This window comes from Verrucomicrobiota bacterium (assembly GCA_038744685.1).
In the GTDB taxonomy this organism is placed as follows: Bacteria; Verrucomicrobiota; Verrucomicrobiia; order Opitutales; family Puniceicoccaceae; genus Puniceicoccus.
Window position 1 is genome coordinate 77,533 of the sequence record JBCDMB010000012.1, and the last position, 17,967, is coordinate 95,499.

Sequence of the window (17,967 nt, forward strand, 5' to 3'; positions counted from 1 at the left end):
GGCTCTTCTCATCCCTCCAAAAACTCTCTCACCACCCTGACAAACTCCTCCTTTGCTTCAACGTGGAGGTTGTGCCCGGCATTGGCGAGTCGCGCACCACGTGCGTCAGAAAAGAATTCTCCTGCCTCCTCAAGATCCTCCTGTCGCACAAAGTCGGAACGCCCGCCGTAAATCAGAAGAGTTGGACACTCTAGCGGCTCCCGATCTTCGTAGGGCAATCCTGCCAGAGTCGGGAGGTTACTACGCAAGCCTTCCAAATTGACGATCCATCTAAATCCGCTGTCCGATTTCCGCTCCAAATTCGTAAGGAGAAACTGTCGTAGACCCCAGTCCGCCACCAGTTGGCTCAGATGCTCATCCGCTGTTTTTCGGTCTGGTAGGTTCGCGACATCCAATCTTTCCATCGCAGTGAAATCCTTCGCGTGATGCGGCGGGTATACCCGCGGAAAAATGTCTGCCAACACCAGTTTTTCCACGCGATCGGGAAAATAGGAGGCAATCCTCATAGCGACCTTTCCTCCCAAACTGTGCCCTAGCCAGTCTGCTTTCTCGATCTTCTCTTCGTCTAACCAAGAGACAATCCGCTCCGACATAGTTTCAAAAGAAGGACTATCGCTCCATTCCGACTCGCCGTGATCCGGAAGATCAAGCCCGTAAACGAGGCGCTTTTCGCCAAGTGCCTTCCCCACACTCAACCAATTGCGAGAGGAGCCAAGAAGCCCATGCAAAATTACCAATGGACGCTGGACCTCCCCTAAACCTTCAGACAGGACCCTCGCATTGATTTTCCCTTTGCGATTTGGAACGGAAATGGAAGTCTCTTGATTGATCGCCATGCAAAACGCCAATCAGTAGAGACAGGGGCCGGATGACTGCCAAGAAGGAAACGCCCATGATGAGGCAATATCGTTCGGTCAAGAAAGACCTGCCGGAAGGCTGTCTCCTCCTGTTTCGTCTCGGTGACTTTTATGAAATGTTCGAGGAGGACGCCGAGACGGGTGCCAGAGTTCTTGGGATCACTCTCACCAAACGCCACGACATGCCTATGGCAGGCATTCCGTATCACGCCGCGGATAATTACATTCAAAAGGTTCTCGATGCTGGGCTCAAAGTCGCCATTTGCGAGCAAACCGAGGTGCCCAAGGCAGGCAAATTAGTCGAACGTGCACTCACCCGGATTTTGACACCGGGAACGGTTCTTGAAGACAAGCAACTCGATCCCCGATCTGGAGCGTGGCTCGCCTCGATCAACTGGGATAAAAGAGGCCTTCACGCTGCATGGCTCGATTTGTCTGCAGGTCTCTTTGAGATCGCCAGCGAAACGAACGTTGAGGATCTCGTCAGTTGTATCGACGCACTAGGCCCGACCGAAATCCTTATTCCCTCACACCTGAACCGCGGGAACCTTCCAGAAGATCTCGATTGGCTCATTCGCAATTCCACGGTAACCGAGCTTGATCGTGAAGAAACCGAAAGCCGCGATCCCGCAGGAGAGGTAGCCAGAACCCTAGGCGCGCTTTCACTCGATGGATTTGGAATCGCAGCAGACCACCCTGGCCTTGGGCCCGCTGCCACTTTGATTCGCTACACCTCTGAGATGCTTCGGGCACAACCGGGTAATCTACGATTCTTGAGGTGGAGACGCCTCAGTGACACGGTCCTCCTTGACTCTTCAACGCTCAGAAACCTTGAGATTTTTTCCGTCACACAGGGCGGTCGCAAGGGGTCTCTCATCGATTGCTTCGATCACTGTGTCACCGCTGCCGGATCGCGACTGCTTGAGCGTTGGTTTGCAAACCCTGTTCATGACCTCAGTGAACTCGGCCGCCGGCAATCGCTTGTTGGCCTCTTCCACGACCAAACCATCGAAGCGGCGGAAATTCGCGACTTACTCCGACAGACTCGCGACCTAGTGCGCATTTTAGGAAGATTACAGAACAAGATTCGAAACCCGCGGGAACTCGGTGGTATTCGCGACACCTTACGACAACTCCCTCAAATCGCCGGTTTCCTCAATCGTCTCTCGCAACCGGAAGCAATGAAGATCGCAAGACGGATTGGAGACTTTTCGGATCTTCGGACGACGCTCGAGAAAACCCTTTCTGACGAGTTGCCCGGCTCGCTCAATGAAGGAGGTGTCCTCCGGGACGGTTATGATCCGGAACTGGATCGCCTGCGATCTCTGGTGCGGAACGCACGGACCTGGGTATCGGATCGTGAACAGGAGGAACGGAGAAAAACCGGGATAAAGAATCTTCGTATCAAGTACAACGGCAGCTTCGGCTACTTTATCGAAGTCACAAAGGCGAATCTTTCTCTTGTGCCGGACGACTACCTGCGAAAGCAGACGATGACAAACGCGGAGCGGTACTACACAGTCGAACTCAAGGAGAAAGAGAAGGAAATCTTGAATGCGGAGGGCAAGGCAATCGAGCTTGAGGAAGAACTCTTTCGGGATCTCATCGAGGCTGTTTTGCGGGAAGCGGATCGTTTGACACAGGCGGCGGAAGCACTTGCGGAATGCGATCTGCTGATTGCTTGGGCAGAGCTCGCCCGCCAACGCGACTATGTGAGACCCGTAGTCGATACAGGCACCTCAATCGAAGTAATCAACGGTCGGCATCCCATCATCGAGGAGTCACTTCGTCACTCACCGGAAGGTATAGCCGGATCGGACAGTTTTGTTCCGAATAGTTGTTCGCTTTCATCCGTGAAAGAGCAAATCGCAGTTCTTACAGGGCCAAACATGGCCGGAAAATCCACCTTTATAAGGCAGGTGGCCTTGATAGCCTTTCTCGCCCACACCGGCTCATGGGTTCCTGCAGAGGAGTGCAGAGTTGGCTGGATTGACCGCATTTTCTCCCGAGTGGGAGCGAGCGACGAGCTGGCAAGGGGTCACAGCACCTTCATGGTCGAAATGAACGAGACCGCCAACATCCTCAACAATTCTTCGGAGCGTTCGCTCGTTATTCTCGACGAAATCGGGCGCGGAACCAGCACCTACGATGGGCTATCGATTGCCTGGGCGGTAATCGAAAGTCTTCACGGCGATCGGGAAAGCGGTCCGAGAACTCTTTTTGCCACACACTATCACGAGTTGACCAAACTCGCCGAAACTCTGCCAAGACTACGGAACTTCTCGGTAGCGGTGAAGGAATGGAACGATGAGATTGTCTTCATGCGACAGGTAATCCCCGGTGCAGCAGACCGATCCTATGGAATCCAAGTAGCGCGGCTAGCTGGAATCCCTCAACCCGTTGTTGATCGTGCCAAACAAATCCTTGAAACTCTCGAGGGTGGCCACATCGCCTCGGATGCCCCACCCTTGACTACCCGTCGCAGAGAGAAAACACCGTCTCTATCCGACAATCAACTGGACCTATTTAGCTAGGGTTCTCAAGGATGCTTCTGGAGGGAGATGATGGATTCCAAGTCCAGACGATTTGCCCGCTCCAGCGACTTTCTCTGGAGCAGCCTATGTTTTCCTAGCTGGTCGGCAAAGACGCCCTGTGAGTTGAAATTGGGTTTTACTGCTTTTCTGACGGGTGCTACACACCCTTTGAAGGATCAGCATACTTTAATTTTTCTCTCAAATGACTATGGAAAATAGCGAATCGAGTAACCTCCTCCGCTGGGGCGGTAATATTGAAGAACGATTGGGAAGTGAGGTCATCTCTCGCGAAGGAGGCGTCATCGTATCGCCTACCAAGGTTGGTTATATCATTATGACGACCGATCGCAAAGGTCTAGAGCGCAAGTTTCGGGTCAAGAATCGCAAAAGAAATAAGCCAGGCGTCGTCTTATGCTCCTCAATTGAGCAGCTCGAAGAACTCGCGGAGTTGAACCCTCAAATACAAAAGTTATATACCACCTGCTGGGAAAAAGACATTCTGCTTGGATGTATCTTGCCGTGGAGAGGTGACTCGATCGATAGGTATGTCCCAGAGGGTTCTAAGGCACTAATGATGGATGCAAGGCAGACGTCCTGCTTTGTAGTTCGCTTTGGAGTGCCTTCAGAAAATGTTTGTAGGATGTTGTGGGATGACGGGAGAAAACTCGTTTTCGCCTCATCGGCAAATCCCTCGGGTCAGGGCAACCGCGGTGTAATTTCAGGAATCGGTTCGGCAATCGAAGAGGGAGTCGATCTGCGGATCGAGGCGGACGACTACGTCCGTGGTATTCAACCGGAAGCGACTCTCGAAACTCGGTATGAACAAGGTGTGATGGTCTCCATGGTCGATAGGACCGGCCAATTAGTCCCTGAACAGCCTGAAGACACCCGCCTCGAGGAAAACTGCCCGGTGCTCATTCGCAAAGGTCTCGATTGCGAACGGATTCAAATGCTCCTCTCTGACAATTTTAACTCATGGAATTACCGCCACGGAGACTACTACTAGTTCCCAGTTTGGTCCGGCCAACCCCATGTGAAGCCGTTTTGATTACTCAGTAAATCACTAAGAAATTCCACTCGGTTATTAAACCGCGCCTGATACAAAGCATGCTCGCAAAAATCGAAATCGAAATCGGTATCGCTATCGAAAGCACTCGAGACCCGATTTCGATCCCGATATCGAATCCCGAGTATGTTCTATTTAAGTAGCGAAGTAATACCAAACGGACTGCCAATGACCGTTCTGCCATTGTAGTCCGTATAGAGGCCATACTTTTCCACTGGAAAGGAGCCCCATGTGGGGCAATCATCTACTGCATGCTTCCCTGCGTGGATCGTCCGGCGCAAATGAGCATCTCCAATCTCCATGAATGAAAAAGAACTGATTCTCCTCGCATCTCATCCTGATCTACCATCTTGGCGTGGACGCCTCGCCAAGTGGGTCGAATCAAAGCGAGTGCAGCGATTCATTATCGGAGTGATTCTCGTGAATGCACTGGTCCTGGGAATGGAGACGTCCAGCGAGGCAATGGATCGCTTTGGGGTGATTCTGATTGTAATCGATAAGCTCTGTCTTCTCGTTTTTCTTGTAGAGATCGGGGTAAAGCTAGCTGCCTATCGGCTTCACTATTTCCGAAACGGATGGAACTGGTTCGACTTTTTGGTGGTTGCCGTAGCACTGGTACCGGGTGCTGGACCGTGGGCCGTTCTCCGGTCGTTACGAATTCTGCGGGTCCTCCGCCTTTTGACGGCGGTGCCCAGTCTCAAACGCGTCGTCGCTGCCTTCATCCATGCAATCCCGGGTCTCTCCGGCGTGATCCTCGTGATGAGCATTTTCTTTTACACAATGGGAGTGCTGGCGACCAACCTCTTCGGAGACGCGTTCCCCCAATGGTTTGGTACCTTGGGCGCGAGCCTGTTCTCTCTCTTTCAGATCATGACCCTGGAAAGCTGGTCGATGGGAATTGTGAGGCCGGTCATGGAGACCTTTCCGTGGTCTTGGGCGTTCTTCGTTCCATTCATTATCGTCGCTACCTTCACGATCCTGAATCTCTTCATTGGAATTATCGTTTCGACGATGCAGGAACTCTCGGCCCTTCCCGACCCAAAACTCCCAAAAACAGATTTAAAACAAACCCTCCTTCGGATGGAAAAGGATCTCGCGACGGTAAAGACTATTTTGGATCGAGAAGGTTGATCGCAAAAAATTAAAGGTTCTCAGTTCAGATTTCTAGTCACATTGACAAGAATCCAAGAAGCGTAGCGATACATGCTGCACAGATCACTAGAGGGATGGACCAAACCGGGAAGTTCTGAAGCATCCAAATTCTTCTTCGAGACTACCCGGACCCAATGGCGAAGAGACACTGCCAGTAGAATCGGTATCGACACTAGGGTGAGCCAAAATAACACCGCTAATCATCCTCCAACTGACAACAACTCGACTCTGAAAATCGACCTATGAGTCTATTCCACCTGAAACGCGACTGGCGTGGAAGCTTCTTCACCTTCTCCCAACGGAGTAAAAATATATTCCAACGTCCGCCCAGGTTGAAATTTCTCAATCAAAAAGGTCCAGTTCTGCCCTTTTCTCGAAAGCAATTTCGGTGGCTTTAGCCCAACAGCTTTGGGCCATATATTCACCTTTTCAACAGGCCTATCAAAACGGATCGTGAACGGAAAATCGGTAAACTCTGTGTAGGACCCGTTACTAATACTAAGACTCAACCGATCATTCGGAAGAAATTGTTCATTCATGACCACTGAGTTTCGGTCGGATCGCCAGTTGACGATTTCGATTGGGAGCGTGAACCATACATCACTCGGTGAAACGCCTTCCGGCTTAAATTCGTCAGTCTCGAGATACCTATCCCCATCGAGAAGAACAAAGAAACAGTCTGTCGGCGAGATACTTTCAGGAACCGTGGTCCGATAAGGGGCAAGGGAAAGAACGGTAGGTGACTCAAGGGGCCCTGCCTTGCGTGAGGAAGCGTAAATCTCAGGGTATTCTTCGATATTGTTCGTTGGAGGAGCCAATAGATAAGAAAAACCAGCTCCTAAAGCCAGAAGTGCTGCTTCCCGGGAGCGCAAACCATCGATCTTTACTCCTTGAATTTCTGCGTTAAGACTTTCCCCGACCTGAGCTCGCAAACCTTCCAACCATCCTGGAGCCGGAGATTGGAGAGTATCCATATACCCCTCGTCCAAATGGAGAATCCATTCAATATCCAAAGACCCAAGACCCGCATGCTCACCCAGTTGCCGCACCTCGCGGGGAGTAACCAGCAAAGAAACCGGCCTCTTCTGCTGAGTCGCCTCGGCCACAAAACGGTAAGGATCTTCCTCCGGAACCTTAACAATTGTGGCCATAGCTGCAGATTTATCCTCTGGCCATGTGGGAGTCACGACTCTTGGACGATCTGTTAAATGCGCCAGCACATTCGAAAACAATTCCCGAAACGCCCTTTCAGCCGTCTCATCTCCTGTTTGAAAAGCGCCAATCCGAAATCCAGACCACGCAATACGTCCTCCTAGATAGTGCCCATAGCAAAAAGCCGTCAGCATATCGAAAGAATCCTCGCCACGGTAGTAAGGTGCCGTGGCAACCGTCTTCATCCGCGTGCCAATTGGCCTTGTCACGAGGACCTCATTGTAAGTCGGAATCTCTAGACTTTTCCTCGGCGTCCATCGCAACGAGACAGGCAGGTTACGATTCAATTCAAGGCGAGCGGGACCCAAAGGAGATGGATTTGCGTTTCCAACGAATCGAGCCCCCACAATGTCTCCGAATACGGGTTCATCTCTCCAGATTCCATCCTCATGTCTTGAGCCCACGGCACCGGTCATGAACAGAGATCCTCCCTCAGAAACAAACTCCTTGATTTGATCGGACTCGTAATCACTCAGACATGAAGTAAAAGGAAGGATGACTAGGTCGAACTGCTTGATCTCGTCAATTTTGAAGAACTGGCGGTGAGCAAAACCAATACTCCGCAGAAAATTCTCCCAAGTGGCCATAACCCTGCTGTAATCGAACCGCACCGCCCGATAGAGCCGGCGGGTGGATGCCGAGTCATAGATTCCGATTTGCAGCTTCTGCTCGTATTCCTTAAACGCCGAGCTGCTCGGCACTAGAGCCTGAAACCTCTCTGGAATCCGGTCGTTCGTCTCGATGATCAGATACCAGTAGTTCCAGAGGCAAGCTGCCAGAATCAGCAGTGCGGCGATGAAAATACCAAAAAAACCTGCTTGCTGAGGTATCGATTCCGAAGTCTTTGAAGCTCGACTCATTGTTTTCTGCTAAGCAGAACTCTTGGGCTCACGCTTCTCTTCCATCCTCTCCTGCCGATTCTTGCGATCAATTGCGAGCCAGTAGGCGAAAAACGCGAAAACACTGGAAACCACCACCCCGCCGAAGATGACCAGAGACATCGTGTTTATGAAATCGCGGAGTTCAAAGGGAATCATACAGCAACGGCCTCTTTTGCAGGTTCAGTAGGTGCTCCACCCTTTTTTCGGGATCCGTCGGAGCCAGTTCGCTCCAATTTCCCCCAACCCATTTTTACGTGGAACACTTCCTCTAGTGACGAAAGTAGTTTGCATACATCCATGACCACGAGAAAGAAGAGTCGGTAGATCAAAACGTAAATCACCAGCCGGGCAGTTTCCCTCTCACTCGCGATACACAAGAGAGCCAACCCCATGTCGAGAAGGGTAAAATGGATCCACCAAAAGACCAGGTAAGTCACGAGCCCAAACTCAAGGATCAAGTAGAACACACACGCATAGGCCAGAAGATTCGCTACCGGCCAAATGACCCCATCAAAAAACATATTTATTAAAACAAACCACATGCGAAGTCCCATGCGGCCAGTAAATCCACTCTTGTGTTTCCGAAGGGATTGAAGCACCCCCCTTGTCCATCGGTAGCGCTGGCGGATAAAGGGAAAAAGCTCCTCAGGAGCTTCGGTTCTCACCACCGAATTGATCTCGTCAACCACTTTCCATCCTTTCGCAAGCAGCCGCAATGTGAGGTCACAATCTTCGGCAAACGTATCGTCAGTATACATGCCCACGTCTTCCAAAGCCTGCCTGCGAAACAAGCCAAAGGGCCCCGGAACGATGCCAACACAGTTGAAGAGACCCATAATTCGACGCATTAAGTTCTGACCGATGATATACTCCAAAGCCTGAAGATTCGTTAGTATCTTGTGTCGGTTCAGGACCTTTACGTTTCCGGCAACCGCAGCCACCTGCGGGTCTTTCATATGCCGAATCGCATAATTCAAAGAATCCGGATCCAGTCGACTGTCCGCATCGACGCAAAGGACCAAATCGGCCTTGGCTGCCTGAATTCCAAAGTTCAGTGCGTTCCCTTTTCCACCATTTGGAATCTTATGAACCTGCACCCTACCCGCACCATCTTCCTCCGCTACTTCATTAGCCATTTCGGTTGTGCGGTCGGATGATCCGTCGTCGACTACGACCACTTCAAAAGCAGGATAGTCCATCTTCAGATGCGAACGGATTGCCGGAGCGATTACCTTTTCTTCATTGTAGGCCGGGACTATGATCGAGATGAATGGTTTGGATCGACCCTCCCAGCGATGACTCTTCTCATCCGCTGCTAAATTCCTTCGATAAAGAATAAGGTGAACGATCGAGAACAGGGCAAAGAACAGAATCCGTAGTATCAAAATCGATACAAAACCAATAATGAAAACAAATGCTGCCGTCGCCAGGTATTTTGACCACTCATGATCCGTTCTGTAAATCAGGAGCCATATCGCAAGTGCCACTACCGTGAGGAAGAGGATTATCCCTCCGAGTACAACTGTTTTGAAAATAAAGCCTTTCACCGTTAAAACACGATCTGGACCTCTGCCCGGCCACTAAACGAACGAATATCTCCTTGTTGAAATGTCGACTCACCATAGTCCAAACGAACACTTGCACGGGAAGATTCAGAAATCTGGTGGTCCAGATAGCCGCCAATCGCTATGTCGAACTCTTCCACTTGTTCAATCCAGAGTACGGTGCCTGTAATTCCACCATTCGTGTCATCCGCAATCCTGCGGTCATAGCGACCCGTTACTCCTCCGCCGTAGTAGTCCGATGGTGAAAAGTAATTCGCCGACTCATCGTCATAATTGAGCCACAAACCACGCAAACCGACTTTGAGAGCCTGATCTGGTTCATCAATCATGCGATTGAGGACTGTTCCAATGAGCCTAGTGCGATAGTTTCCGTCAGAAAACCAACCTGATTCTCCAAAGCCTTCGATCTGCCACCGCTCCCAAATTTCGTCTCCTTCGATGACGTAGATCGCCTGACCATAAAAATCGTTGGTCCGCACTTCGTCCAAGAGAGCACTAAGATCATAGTGCTCAAAGACCGCCTCCCGTCTCCGAAAACCGAAAACCGCTGCCAACTGTTTGGTGGAGTAACCAATACCGAGTCGTCCGAGAACGGTGCCGTCTACATTGTCATAAAACACGCCGCCAAGAGTGGCTAAATAGGACCACGGTCCCTCGATCGGTCCCGAAGCCGAAGCATACAATTCATTGCCTGTCACATCCTTCGTGCGGTTCGTAAGTGCTGGATTTTGGGTCGAGGTCGGTTGGGTGTAGTAGAGAAACCGATACCCGATATCGATCTGATGTTCGATCCCCGAAAACACGTTCCTCGCTCCGAGGTCCAGGTTGAAGTGGTCGTAGTCGGACGACCAGTCCCTGGTAAGCCCAATGCCTCCAAAAAACTCCGGCCGGAAAATCGATCCAATCGCCTCGACACCGGCCAACGCCCGAGGATCGTTTGGATTGGTCGCGAAAGATTCCCGGTAGGCACGGCTCGCTGCCACGTAGTCTCCCTGAAACCGATAGACATCACCTCGAAGGGCCATGACCTCCGCATCAGGCCCGAAAGAATCCGCTATTTCATCCAACGTGGAACCTGCATCATCAATCATGTCCGCATCGTAAGTCTGAAACCTGGCCAACTGTAGCTGCAAATCCTTGTCTGAGGGACGGAGAGCGATCGCAGCCGCAATCTCCTGAGTCGCCAGGCGATATTGCTCCATCTCGGCGTACGTCTGGGCGGACTCCAACCGGATGTCAGCTTCGTCTGGAGTCTCTGCAAGAAACCTTCTAAAAAACTCCGCCGCCTGACGCTGCTCCGGAGAAGCAAGATCTCGCGCCTCCAGTAACTCAATCTCTGCAAGACGCTGCCGGGTGAGCTCCATTTCTTTGAAATGAAGGCTGTAAAACGAGGATGCCTCTGGAAACTCTCCCAACACTTTAGCCTTTCTGGCATGCTCCAAAGCCCTAGTTCTCAAAAGTACCAAATAATATCCCTCTATCGCCCGATCGTCCCGTCCACCATGTTGGATACCTGCAAGGTAAGATCTGCCAGCGTCTTCGTAATCGCCTCTAAAGCGGTAAAGATCCCCCAAACGAATGTGAGCTTCTGCCAGAGTGGGATACTCCTCCAAAATGCCCTCGAACGATTCAACGGAGTCATCCATCGTCTCCATCTCGTAGGAGAGCCAGATCGCCTTTTTCAAAAGAAGCTCCTGTCGGAGCTCTGTCTCACTCTGATGGAGGATCGCCTCTTCGAGGAGAGATAACCCTTCGTCCTCGCTTCCGCCATCATAAGTCATCTGGGCAAATTCATGCAAAGCGATTGGATCATCCGGGACTCGTTCAAGGAAGTTTCTGTAGTTGGCTTCCGCTTGAACCCTGTCTCCAGCCGCACGATGAAGGCGGGCGATCTGTAATATTCCTAGATTGTTAGAAGTATCCAGAGACTGCTCAATCAGCACCAAACTGTCTTCAAAGACTTTCTTCGCTTCAACGCGATTGGGATCTTCCCTCAGGATCGGGATCACTTGGTTTGCCGCTTCGACAGGTTCATCTAAGACCAAGAGAAGCTCACCCAACTCGATCCGGGCATTTAAATCATCGGGATTCTCATCAACATAGGCCCGATAAAAACGAACACTCTCGAGATAAACCTGTGCCTGCCGGAGTTCGCGGGCGCGCAGGAGAAGAGTATCCGACTCATCCTGCCCAGACACAACAAAGCCCGCAGCGAGCATGAGCGGGATCAAAACGAGAACGAAGGCCTTCGCTAGACTACGGACAGACATAAAGGGCTTTTGCGAGCCTTCATACCTACCAACTACTCTTTTATTTACAAGGTTTTAACTCATTTTGGAGCGGTGAGAGCCAGAATATCATCCTCCCGATAACGCATGAAGGGCTGGTTCTGGCTAGAGAGACTCGTGGGGATCAAGCTTCCTTTCCCTACTTGCGGCTCTCTCCCGGACAACTACCCATGCTTTCCACGGACCTTTCGTTTTTCCTAACACGGCATTCCAATACCACTGTGACACATCGGTTCCACTCCAACCATCGGCTCCCTCAATCCGTTGCCTGATCTCAAGCTCGTTGCCATCCTTCGTTGCATAGAAACGGCGCCAGTTTCGCTCGTATGGATCTTTCCAAAGAGTCCCATTCTCAATTCCCCAACCAGCTCCCCGGAAACAATCGTCAGCAGGGTGAAGCCTGCGAGTCGGCTTCTCTACGTGCCGCACCAGAAGAAGTGCTTCGTCATCCTGGTATAAGCGAACAGGTATCCCACCTTCCTCAAAAGATTCCAGTAGCAAGTATCTTCCGTCACTGCTCGCCGACCATTCCGTAGAGGCATCCGCCCCTGTAGCTAAGGCCTCCGCTTTCACCACGAACCGGGTTGCCCAAACGCCCGACGAAAGTAGACCGAATCCAAACACAGCGAAAGCCAATCCGAATCCGGCTCTCTCTGCGCGAACGATTCTCGAGTGTGGTCTCGTCTGGGTTCTACCCAGAACCCCTTGGTCCCTCCGATCCAGTCTTCGAAGAACCCCAACAATCATCACAAGGGCCACTGCAAAGATCACTAGCCCGGCAGTTTCATGCGCAATCGGTCCACCCCAACCTTTCCACTCGAGAAGAAAAAGGGTCACCACCCTCACTACATTGGAGAGGAACAGGAGGCATCCCGTTGCCAGAGATCCAACGAGAACCATTTTCCTTCCCATTCGCTGAAAAGAGGTCACACAGCCCGACACCAGCCAACCAAACCAAAGGTATTGAAGCCCCGCGCAAGGTCGATCAATCACGATCTCCTTCCCCTCGATACTCATGGTAATCCCCTCAAGAACGACCGGAAGGCCGAAGAACTGAAGCCCCTCAGTGCCCAACCAGCCGCACACCCAACGCAAGGGATAACCGATGTAAAAATCGAGACTCGCGAGGATCGGGAGACTGATCAGTCCGAGAATGGTGGCACCCGGAGGCATTCCTTTTTTTAGCGCCAGTAGCGAGATCGCCCCAACCAGCAATCCTGCTCTTACGAGTGCTGGGATTCCTGGAATAAAAGCAACTGCTCCTCCAAGGATCAAGGCGATCACGGCCTCCTTGCGAGACAGTAGAGTTCCTGACCGAAAATCCGCCACCCAACGCATCCAAGGAAGAAAGAAAAGCCAACTAATCAAAGCGATTACCCCGTAAGGTTCATCAGAACCATCCGTCATTCGTTGCAGATACCACCACCCACTGGGCAGGATAAGAAGCAGGACGCCACTTCCCAAAAGAACGCTGGAAAAGGGTAACCGTTGAATCATTCTTTTCGCCCTTCCCTCCACTTCCAGAGACCAAAACCTTGGACTCCTACTGCAATGAGAAACAATCCGATCGTCGTGGGCTCAGGAGATGCCGGCACACCCGCACCTACTGCAAGTGCACTCACCCCCTTCGGTAAAGGGGAAGGCTGTTTCACTGGCACTGCGTTCACTTTTTTGCGAACGATCTCCTGCTCCACTGCCACGAATGAGGTGTAGGCGGTGAGGAGGCGATAGGAAAGACCCAGCTCCACAATCAAGGGGCGGATCTCCGATTCGTTCCGATAGGCAAGTTGATCCATCCATTCGCGGATCTTGGCCCGAGCCCAGAGTATATCAAGGGAGCTGGATTCGCTGGCAGGAACAGAGGAGAGGTCGATCTCTTCTCGGTAATCCACACTGCCCTGCTTGCCACTCACAACCACAGAGCCTGACGGCCGACCCTGAAACTGACCCATCACCCGAACAGGCTTCGCCAGAAAAAGGTCCGGCTGCTGGGAAGGAAGCAGGTCAGACACACGGATGTCGCCAAACTCGACGGAAATGTCAGTCAAAACGGGATTTTTGATCAGCGAGACAAGTTCTTTCGCGACTCCCTTTCCCTCTTTTGGATTCGTCGCGACAAAGGCTTCCCCACCTCCAGTTCTCGCCAAACCTTCAATGAGATAACGATTCACCGAGCTCCCGATTCCCAGACCAAAAAGATTAGCCTTCCCGAGGTGGTCGCGGACGAGAGCAAAGGCTCGCTGCTCCACCGTTACATAACCATCGGTGAGCACCACAACCGTCCGAGAAACGCCTTCCCGCTTGGGTTCGACGAGAATACGCTTCAGAGCCGGAAGCAAACTGGTTCCTCCGCCGCCGGTAAGCGTATTGAGCCAATGCGCAGCAGAAGCTTTCATACGGTCATCCGCAAAGACGGAACCTCCTTTAGAGAAGATTTCAGAACCTCCTGCAAACGCGATCATGTTGAACGAATCGGAAGGGCCGAGACCGCCTATCAAGTCATTCATGATCTCCTTCGAAATCGAAAGCGGGAATCCATTCATCGAACCCGAAACATCAATCAGAAAGAGGTATTCTCGAGGAACGACAGAGTGGGAGCCTGCACGAACAGGTGGCTCGATGTTCAGCAAAAAGAACCCGCCCCCGTTTTCGCTCTCCTTCAACAACAGACTCGCTTGCGGTTCTTTACCAGCAAGCGAGTAACGAAGGATGAAGTCCCGATCATCGTTTCGATTTGTGCTCGTGACCAGTTGAGTCCGAACACGATTTTCCGTCACGAATTCGGCATCGATGGAATGGCTTGGCGATCCAACCCGCTCAAGGGGCTGCCCCTGCACGATCTCCAACTCAATTTGAAACTTCGGAGGAGTAACCGTTGTCTCCTCGGAAAGAAAGGGGGAGCTAATCCAATCCGTTGCGCCACCCTCTCCTGAAACCGGGTCCTCGGAATAGCGCGGACCTACGACCGTCGGATAGACGAATTCGTAATCGCCCTCCACCCGCGGAAGAGTTTCGGTGTAACGCAGCTCCACGACGACCGAATCGGCCGGGAGAATGTTGGCAACGTTCATCTGAAATACGTTGGGACGGTGCTGTTCGAGAAGGACGGCCCTCTTTCCATCGGTCTTCGCCTGCACATAGGTTTTCTTTGCTTCCTCTTTTTCTTTGATTTCGGCGACGATCGTCCTTTCACCCACCTCGAATCTCAAATCGTTGACTGCTGCCCGAGTTGATCCCGGAAAGACGTAGATCGCCTCAATGGGGATAGCGCCCTCATTGCGAAACTCCTGACGAACCGTAACGGTCGCCAGATAACCCTCGATCAGGACATCTACGTAGGTCGATTTTAGCGGCAGGAGGTCGAGTCCTTCGTCACTACCGGGAATCCAGAAGTATGGGGCCTCGGTTTGGTCTAGAGCGGCGTCTGTTGCGCCATGCGTCGCCCCTTCGCGAAGGACCTGGGCACTGGCTACCGTTAGAACGGTGAAGAAGAAGAGGAGGATCAGTGTTTTCATCGCCCTGCATCCTACTCCTCCTGTGTGGAAGGATTATGATTTCTCTGTGGAAACTCCGTGAAAACGAAGTAACTGTTGTTTTTCCCAACCGGACGCTCTTGACTCCAGCAATGGACAAACTGACGGAAATTTTTGCGCTGCAGGAAAAACTCAACGAGCGAATCGGCGTTTCGCTCGACGGCCTGACCGACGAGAAAAAGGCAGAGTGGGTGCTCAACTATTCCCGCGCCATGCAACAGGAGCTTGCAGAGCTCATCGATTCCGTCCCTTGGAAGTGGTGGGCCAAATATCAGGAGTTCGACGAGCAAAATGCCCGCGTTGAAGTGGTAGACCTCTTCCACTTCCTAATCTCGGCTGCACAAGCCCTCGGGATGACCGCAGACGACGTCTACAACGCCTACCTCGCCAAAAATAAGGTCAACCACGCACGCCAGGAGTCAGGTTACGCGGAGAAAGACCACGACGATTCAAAGCATATCTAGCAAGCTGTCAGGCATTGAACAGCGATCTGCCACAGTTGAGTCCTAACGGTAGGAGAGGCTTTACGCCTCGATAAGGATGGTGGAAAAGTGATTTTTTATCGAGGCGTGAAGCCTCATCCTACAGACGCGAAGTTTTCAGACTAAGGCTACTTTCTCTGCATTCCCCGCGTCCTTCATAGCGAGAAATCGCTCTTCCTCCCTACAAGGAAATCATCTCCCTGATCTGGGCCACCCGTTCTTCAATAGTCTCAGCTCCGCCAGAAATGAGGCGATCGCAGCTGAAAGCCTCAACCGTTTGGCTGGCGACTGCGGTTCCATAAAGAAGCCCCGTCTTTACGGCAGACACGTCACTGCGATCTACCGCAGCGAGGCTTCCCATCAAGGCACCGAGGAAAGTGTCGCCCGCTCCGGTCGGATCGCGCAGCTCCGTTACCGGGTAGGCAGGCAGGGCGAAAATGCCACCGTCATAGAAATAGTAGGCACCGTGCTCTCCCTTCTTCACGATTACGTGTTCAGGACCTAACTCCCGTAGTGCGGAGCCCGCTTTCACCACGTTGGATTCCCCCGTAAGCAATGCAGCCTCACTGTCATTAATTGCCAAAAGGTCGATGCGTTTAATCAGTTCCAAAAAAGCAGGCTGCTCGATATTGATCCACAAATCGATGGTATCAGCAGCTATGAAAGCATCCTTGGCCTCCAGTTGGTCGAGCACATGCGCTTGTAACGCAGGGTGAATGTTACCGAGTAAAACGTAACGGGTGCCCTTGTAAGCCTCCGGCAACACGGGTTTGAACGACTCAAACACGTTCAGCTGAATATCAATGGTCTCGCGATCGTTAAAGTTCTCACCGTACTTACCTGTCCATCGAAAGGTAGGTCCACTTTCATCCACCTGTAGTCCGGAGACATCGACCGAGTGCGTCTCCAATTGTTTCCAATCGCGATCCTCAAAATCGTTTCCGACCACGGCAACAATCCGCGTAGGGGCGAAGTAGCTCGAGGCAAGAGAGGCGAAGGAGGCAGACCCTCCGAGAATGCGCTCATCCTTGCCAAAAGGTGTCTCGATATCGTCGTAACCCACCGAACCAACGATCAAAACGGGCTCGGCAGGACTGTCAGAGATTTTCACTCGCTCCATCCGACCACCGAAACCAGAGGATGCCTCGTTGTCACCCTCTTTTTCACGAGGGTTGCAAAGCCTCTGATCTAACTCCTACCTTTTCGACTGTGAAATCCTCCATCCTGCTCATCACCGCCAGTGGCCCCGACCGACCTGGAATCGTTCACGAACTCGCCCGTCGCGTCTTTGAACACAAAGGAAACTGGGAGCGGAGCCGTCTCATCCACCTGGCCGGACGCTTCATTGGCCTCCTCCAGATAAGCGTTCCGGAGACCTTCCAAAAGGAGCTCGAAAAGGACCTTTTCAGCATCGACGGACTTGATCTTACCATTGCCGAAGGAACGGTACCAGCCACATCCGGAAAGGACGGAATCGCCATGTCCCTCGTCGGAGCCGATCATCCCGGTATCGTTGCAGAGGTATTCGGTGCCCTCGCAAAGCTCGGCCTGAACGTCGAATCGATGTCGACTCGCACCGAAGCCGCTGCCGACTCGGGCACCCTCCTCTTTCACGCGAGAGCTACTCTCACCGCACAAACTCCAATTTCGATCGATGAGGTCCGCGCGAAACTGGAATCCATTGCAAGCGACCTTCTGGTTGAGTTGGCCGTAGAGGAAGCGTAGCAACCGACCGCAGATGAATCCTGCCTATCGGGTCATTCGCTTCACGACCGAGAAACCAGTCCCATTCCCCAATTTCTCCGTCGTCACCGCGTTCAACCCGTTCGGAAAAGTCGTGGAGGATGAAATCAATGAAAGAGAGGACCGGAAGCTCTACGGAGCCATCCTGGATCTTGGAGAAAAACCGATCCAGATAACGGGCATGTCGCACGACGGCTCTCATTGGGAACACGGCTGGACGGTCCTCGATGCAGACAGCGCGGTCACCCTGGGAAAACAATTTCACCAGGAGGCCATCTACCGCATCGAAGAAGGGACCCTACTTCTCGTTGATCTTTCATCAGGCCACACCGAAGATCTAGGCCAATGGTCAGATCACCTACTGGACTAACTTTTAGCCTTCCGCTTCCACAAGAAAGGACCCATAACGGTGAAAGTCTGCGGGGGTAGCTCAGCTGGATAGAGCATCGGCCTTCTAAGCCGGCGGTCGTGGGTTCGAATCCCACCCCTCGTGCCATGCACGCCTTCGCGTGATACAAGTTCTCATCAGGTTTGGTAATTCTCATAATAATGGGAAAAAGGGCGGAAAAACCCGAAAACCAACGACTTACGAGAAAAAAGGGGCCAATTCTAGGTTTGGTAACTTTTCACCCAAAAAAGGCCACTTCTCATAGG

General features: G+C 52.0%; 14 protein-coding genes and 1 tRNA gene. 7 read left to right on the forward strand and 8 right to left on the reverse strand.

What is annotated here, in order from left to right:
- Positions 1–8 precede the first annotated feature (8 nt).
- Positions 9–836 (reverse strand): alpha/beta fold hydrolase, encoded by an 828-nt coding sequence (locus AAGJ81_09035; GenBank protein ID MEM0966277.1) that lies wholly within the window; start codon positions 834–836, stop codon positions 9–11.
- Positions 837–868: 32 nt separating this feature from the next.
- Here AAGJ81_09035 and mutS point away from each other — a divergent pair, with 32 nt between their 5' ends.
- The 3 genes from mutS (at position 869) to AAGJ81_09050 (ending at position 5,588) form a co-directional block, all read left to right on the forward strand.
- Entirely contained in the window at positions 869–3,391 is a 2,523-nt protein-coding gene (gene mutS, locus AAGJ81_09040) for a DNA mismatch repair protein MutS (protein MEM0966278.1), read from the forward strand.
- Positions 3,392–3,599: 208 nt separating this feature from the next.
- Positions 3,600–4,397 carry a Sua5/YciO/YrdC/YwlC family protein gene (locus AAGJ81_09045; GenBank protein ID MEM0966279.1) on the forward strand — a complete coding sequence of 266 codons (798 nt, stop codon included), beginning with the start codon at positions 3,600–3,602 and terminating at the stop codon, positions 4,395–4,397.
- A 360-nt stretch (positions 4,398–4,757) separates the two neighbouring features.
- Complete coding sequence (locus AAGJ81_09050) at positions 4,758–5,588, forward strand: ion transporter (protein MEM0966280.1); 831 nt, start codon at positions 4,758–4,760, stop codon at positions 5,586–5,588.
- Positions 5,589–5,857: 269 nt separating this feature from the next.
- Here AAGJ81_09050 and AAGJ81_09055 read toward each other — a convergent pair whose 3' ends face one another.
- The 6 genes from AAGJ81_09055 to AAGJ81_09080 form a co-directional block, all read right to left on the reverse strand.
- Positions 5,858–7,681, reverse strand: coding sequence for a hypothetical protein (locus AAGJ81_09055; protein ID MEM0966281.1), 1,824 nt, complete (start codon positions 7,679–7,681; stop codon positions 5,858–5,860).
- Between the two features lie 9 nt (positions 7,682–7,690).
- Positions 7,691–7,858, reverse strand: a complete 168-nt coding sequence (locus tag AAGJ81_09060) for a hypothetical protein (protein ID MEM0966282.1) — start codon at positions 7,856–7,858, stop codon at positions 7,691–7,693.
- Positions 7,855–9,249: a glycosyltransferase gene (locus tag AAGJ81_09065; protein MEM0966283.1), complete on the reverse strand. Its 1,395-nt coding sequence runs from the start codon at positions 9,247–9,249 to the stop codon at positions 7,855–7,857. The genes AAGJ81_09060 and AAGJ81_09065 overlap by 4 nt, the downstream gene beginning before the upstream one ends.
- 2 nt (positions 9,250–9,251) lie before the next feature.
- Positions 9,252–11,537 (reverse strand): tetratricopeptide repeat protein, encoded by a 2,286-nt coding sequence (locus AAGJ81_09070; GenBank protein ID MEM0966284.1) that lies wholly within the window; start codon positions 11,535–11,537, stop codon positions 9,252–9,254.
- A 123-nt stretch (positions 11,538–11,660) separates the two neighbouring features.
- Positions 11,661–13,052, reverse strand: coding sequence for an exosortase/archaeosortase family protein (locus AAGJ81_09075; protein MEM0966285.1), 1,392 nt, complete (start codon positions 13,050–13,052; stop codon positions 11,661–11,663).
- Entirely contained in the window at positions 13,049–15,070 is a 2,022-nt protein-coding gene (locus AAGJ81_09080) for a VIT and VWA domain-containing protein (GenBank protein ID MEM0966286.1), read from the reverse strand. Before AAGJ81_09080 ends, AAGJ81_09075 begins: the two co-directional genes overlap by 4 nt.
- Positions 15,071–15,180: 110 nt before the next feature.
- On the opposite strand from AAGJ81_09080, the gene AAGJ81_09085 reads away from it, so the two are divergent.
- On the forward strand, positions 15,181–15,552 hold the full coding sequence (locus AAGJ81_09085; protein MEM0966287.1) for a dUTPase: 372 nt from the start codon (positions 15,181–15,183) through the stop codon (positions 15,550–15,552).
- Positions 15,553–15,751: 199 nt separating this feature from the next.
- Here the strand turns inward: AAGJ81_09085 and AAGJ81_09090 are convergent, their stop codons facing one another.
- Positions 15,752–16,681, reverse strand: coding sequence for a PfkB family carbohydrate kinase (locus AAGJ81_09090; protein MEM0966288.1), 930 nt, complete (start codon positions 16,679–16,681; stop codon positions 15,752–15,754).
- Between the two features lie 98 nt (positions 16,682–16,779).
- Between AAGJ81_09090 and AAGJ81_09095 the strand changes: the two genes are divergently transcribed.
- The 3 genes from AAGJ81_09095 to AAGJ81_09105 all read left to right on the forward strand — a co-directional run bounded on the left by AAGJ81_09095 (position 16,780) and on the right by AAGJ81_09105 (position 17,809).
- A complete protein-coding gene (locus AAGJ81_09095) occupies positions 16,780–17,295 on the forward strand; it encodes an ACT domain-containing protein (protein ID MEM0966289.1) in 516 nt (171 codons plus the stop codon).
- 13 nt (positions 17,296–17,308) lie between these two features.
- Positions 17,309–17,683 carry a DUF3293 domain-containing protein gene (locus tag AAGJ81_09100; GenBank protein ID MEM0966290.1) on the forward strand — a complete coding sequence of 125 codons (375 nt, stop codon included), beginning with the start codon at positions 17,309–17,311 and terminating at the stop codon, positions 17,681–17,683.
- 49 nt (positions 17,684–17,732) lie between these two features.
- Positions 17,733–17,809 (forward strand) — tRNA-Arg (locus tag AAGJ81_09105).
- Positions 17,810–17,967 lie beyond the last annotated feature (158 nt).

What these genes read in the sequence shown, in the direction of transcription:
- AAGJ81_09050 (MEM0966280.1), top strand. Translation starts at nt 4,758, where the DNA reads ATGAATGAAAAAGAACTGATTCTCCTCGCATCTCATCCTGATCTACCA.
- AAGJ81_09035 (MEM0966277.1), bottom strand. Translation starts at nt 836, where the DNA reads ATGGCGATCAATCAAGAGACTTCCATTTCCGTTCCAAATCGCAAAGGG.
- AAGJ81_09045 (MEM0966279.1), top strand. Translation starts at nt 3,600, where the DNA reads ATGGAAAATAGCGAATCGAGTAACCTCCTCCGCTGGGGCGGTAATATT.
- AAGJ81_09100 (MEM0966290.1), top strand. Translation starts at nt 17,309, where the DNA reads ATGAATCCTGCCTATCGGGTCATTCGCTTCACGACCGAGAAACCAGTC.
- mutS (MEM0966278.1), top strand. Translation starts at nt 869, where the DNA reads ATGACTGCCAAGAAGGAAACGCCCATGATGAGGCAATATCGTTCGGTC.
- AAGJ81_09075 (MEM0966285.1), bottom strand. Translation starts at nt 13,052, where the DNA reads ATGATTCAACGGTTACCCTTTTCCAGCGTTCTTTTGGGAAGTGGCGTC.
- AAGJ81_09080 (MEM0966286.1), bottom strand. Translation starts at nt 15,070, where the DNA reads ATGAAAACACTGATCCTCCTCTTCTTCTTCACCGTTCTAACGGTAGCC.
- AAGJ81_09060 (MEM0966282.1), bottom strand. Translation starts at nt 7,858, where the DNA reads ATGATTCCCTTTGAACTCCGCGATTTCATAAACACGATGTCTCTGGTC.
- AAGJ81_09055 (MEM0966281.1), bottom strand. Translation starts at nt 7,681, where the DNA reads ATGAGTCGAGCTTCAAAGACTTCGGAATCGATACCTCAGCAAGCAGGT.
- AAGJ81_09085 (MEM0966287.1), top strand. Translation starts at nt 15,181, where the DNA reads ATGGACAAACTGACGGAAATTTTTGCGCTGCAGGAAAAACTCAACGAG.
- AAGJ81_09070 (MEM0966284.1), bottom strand. Translation starts at nt 11,537, where the DNA reads ATGTCTGTCCGTAGTCTAGCGAAGGCCTTCGTTCTCGTTTTGATCCCG.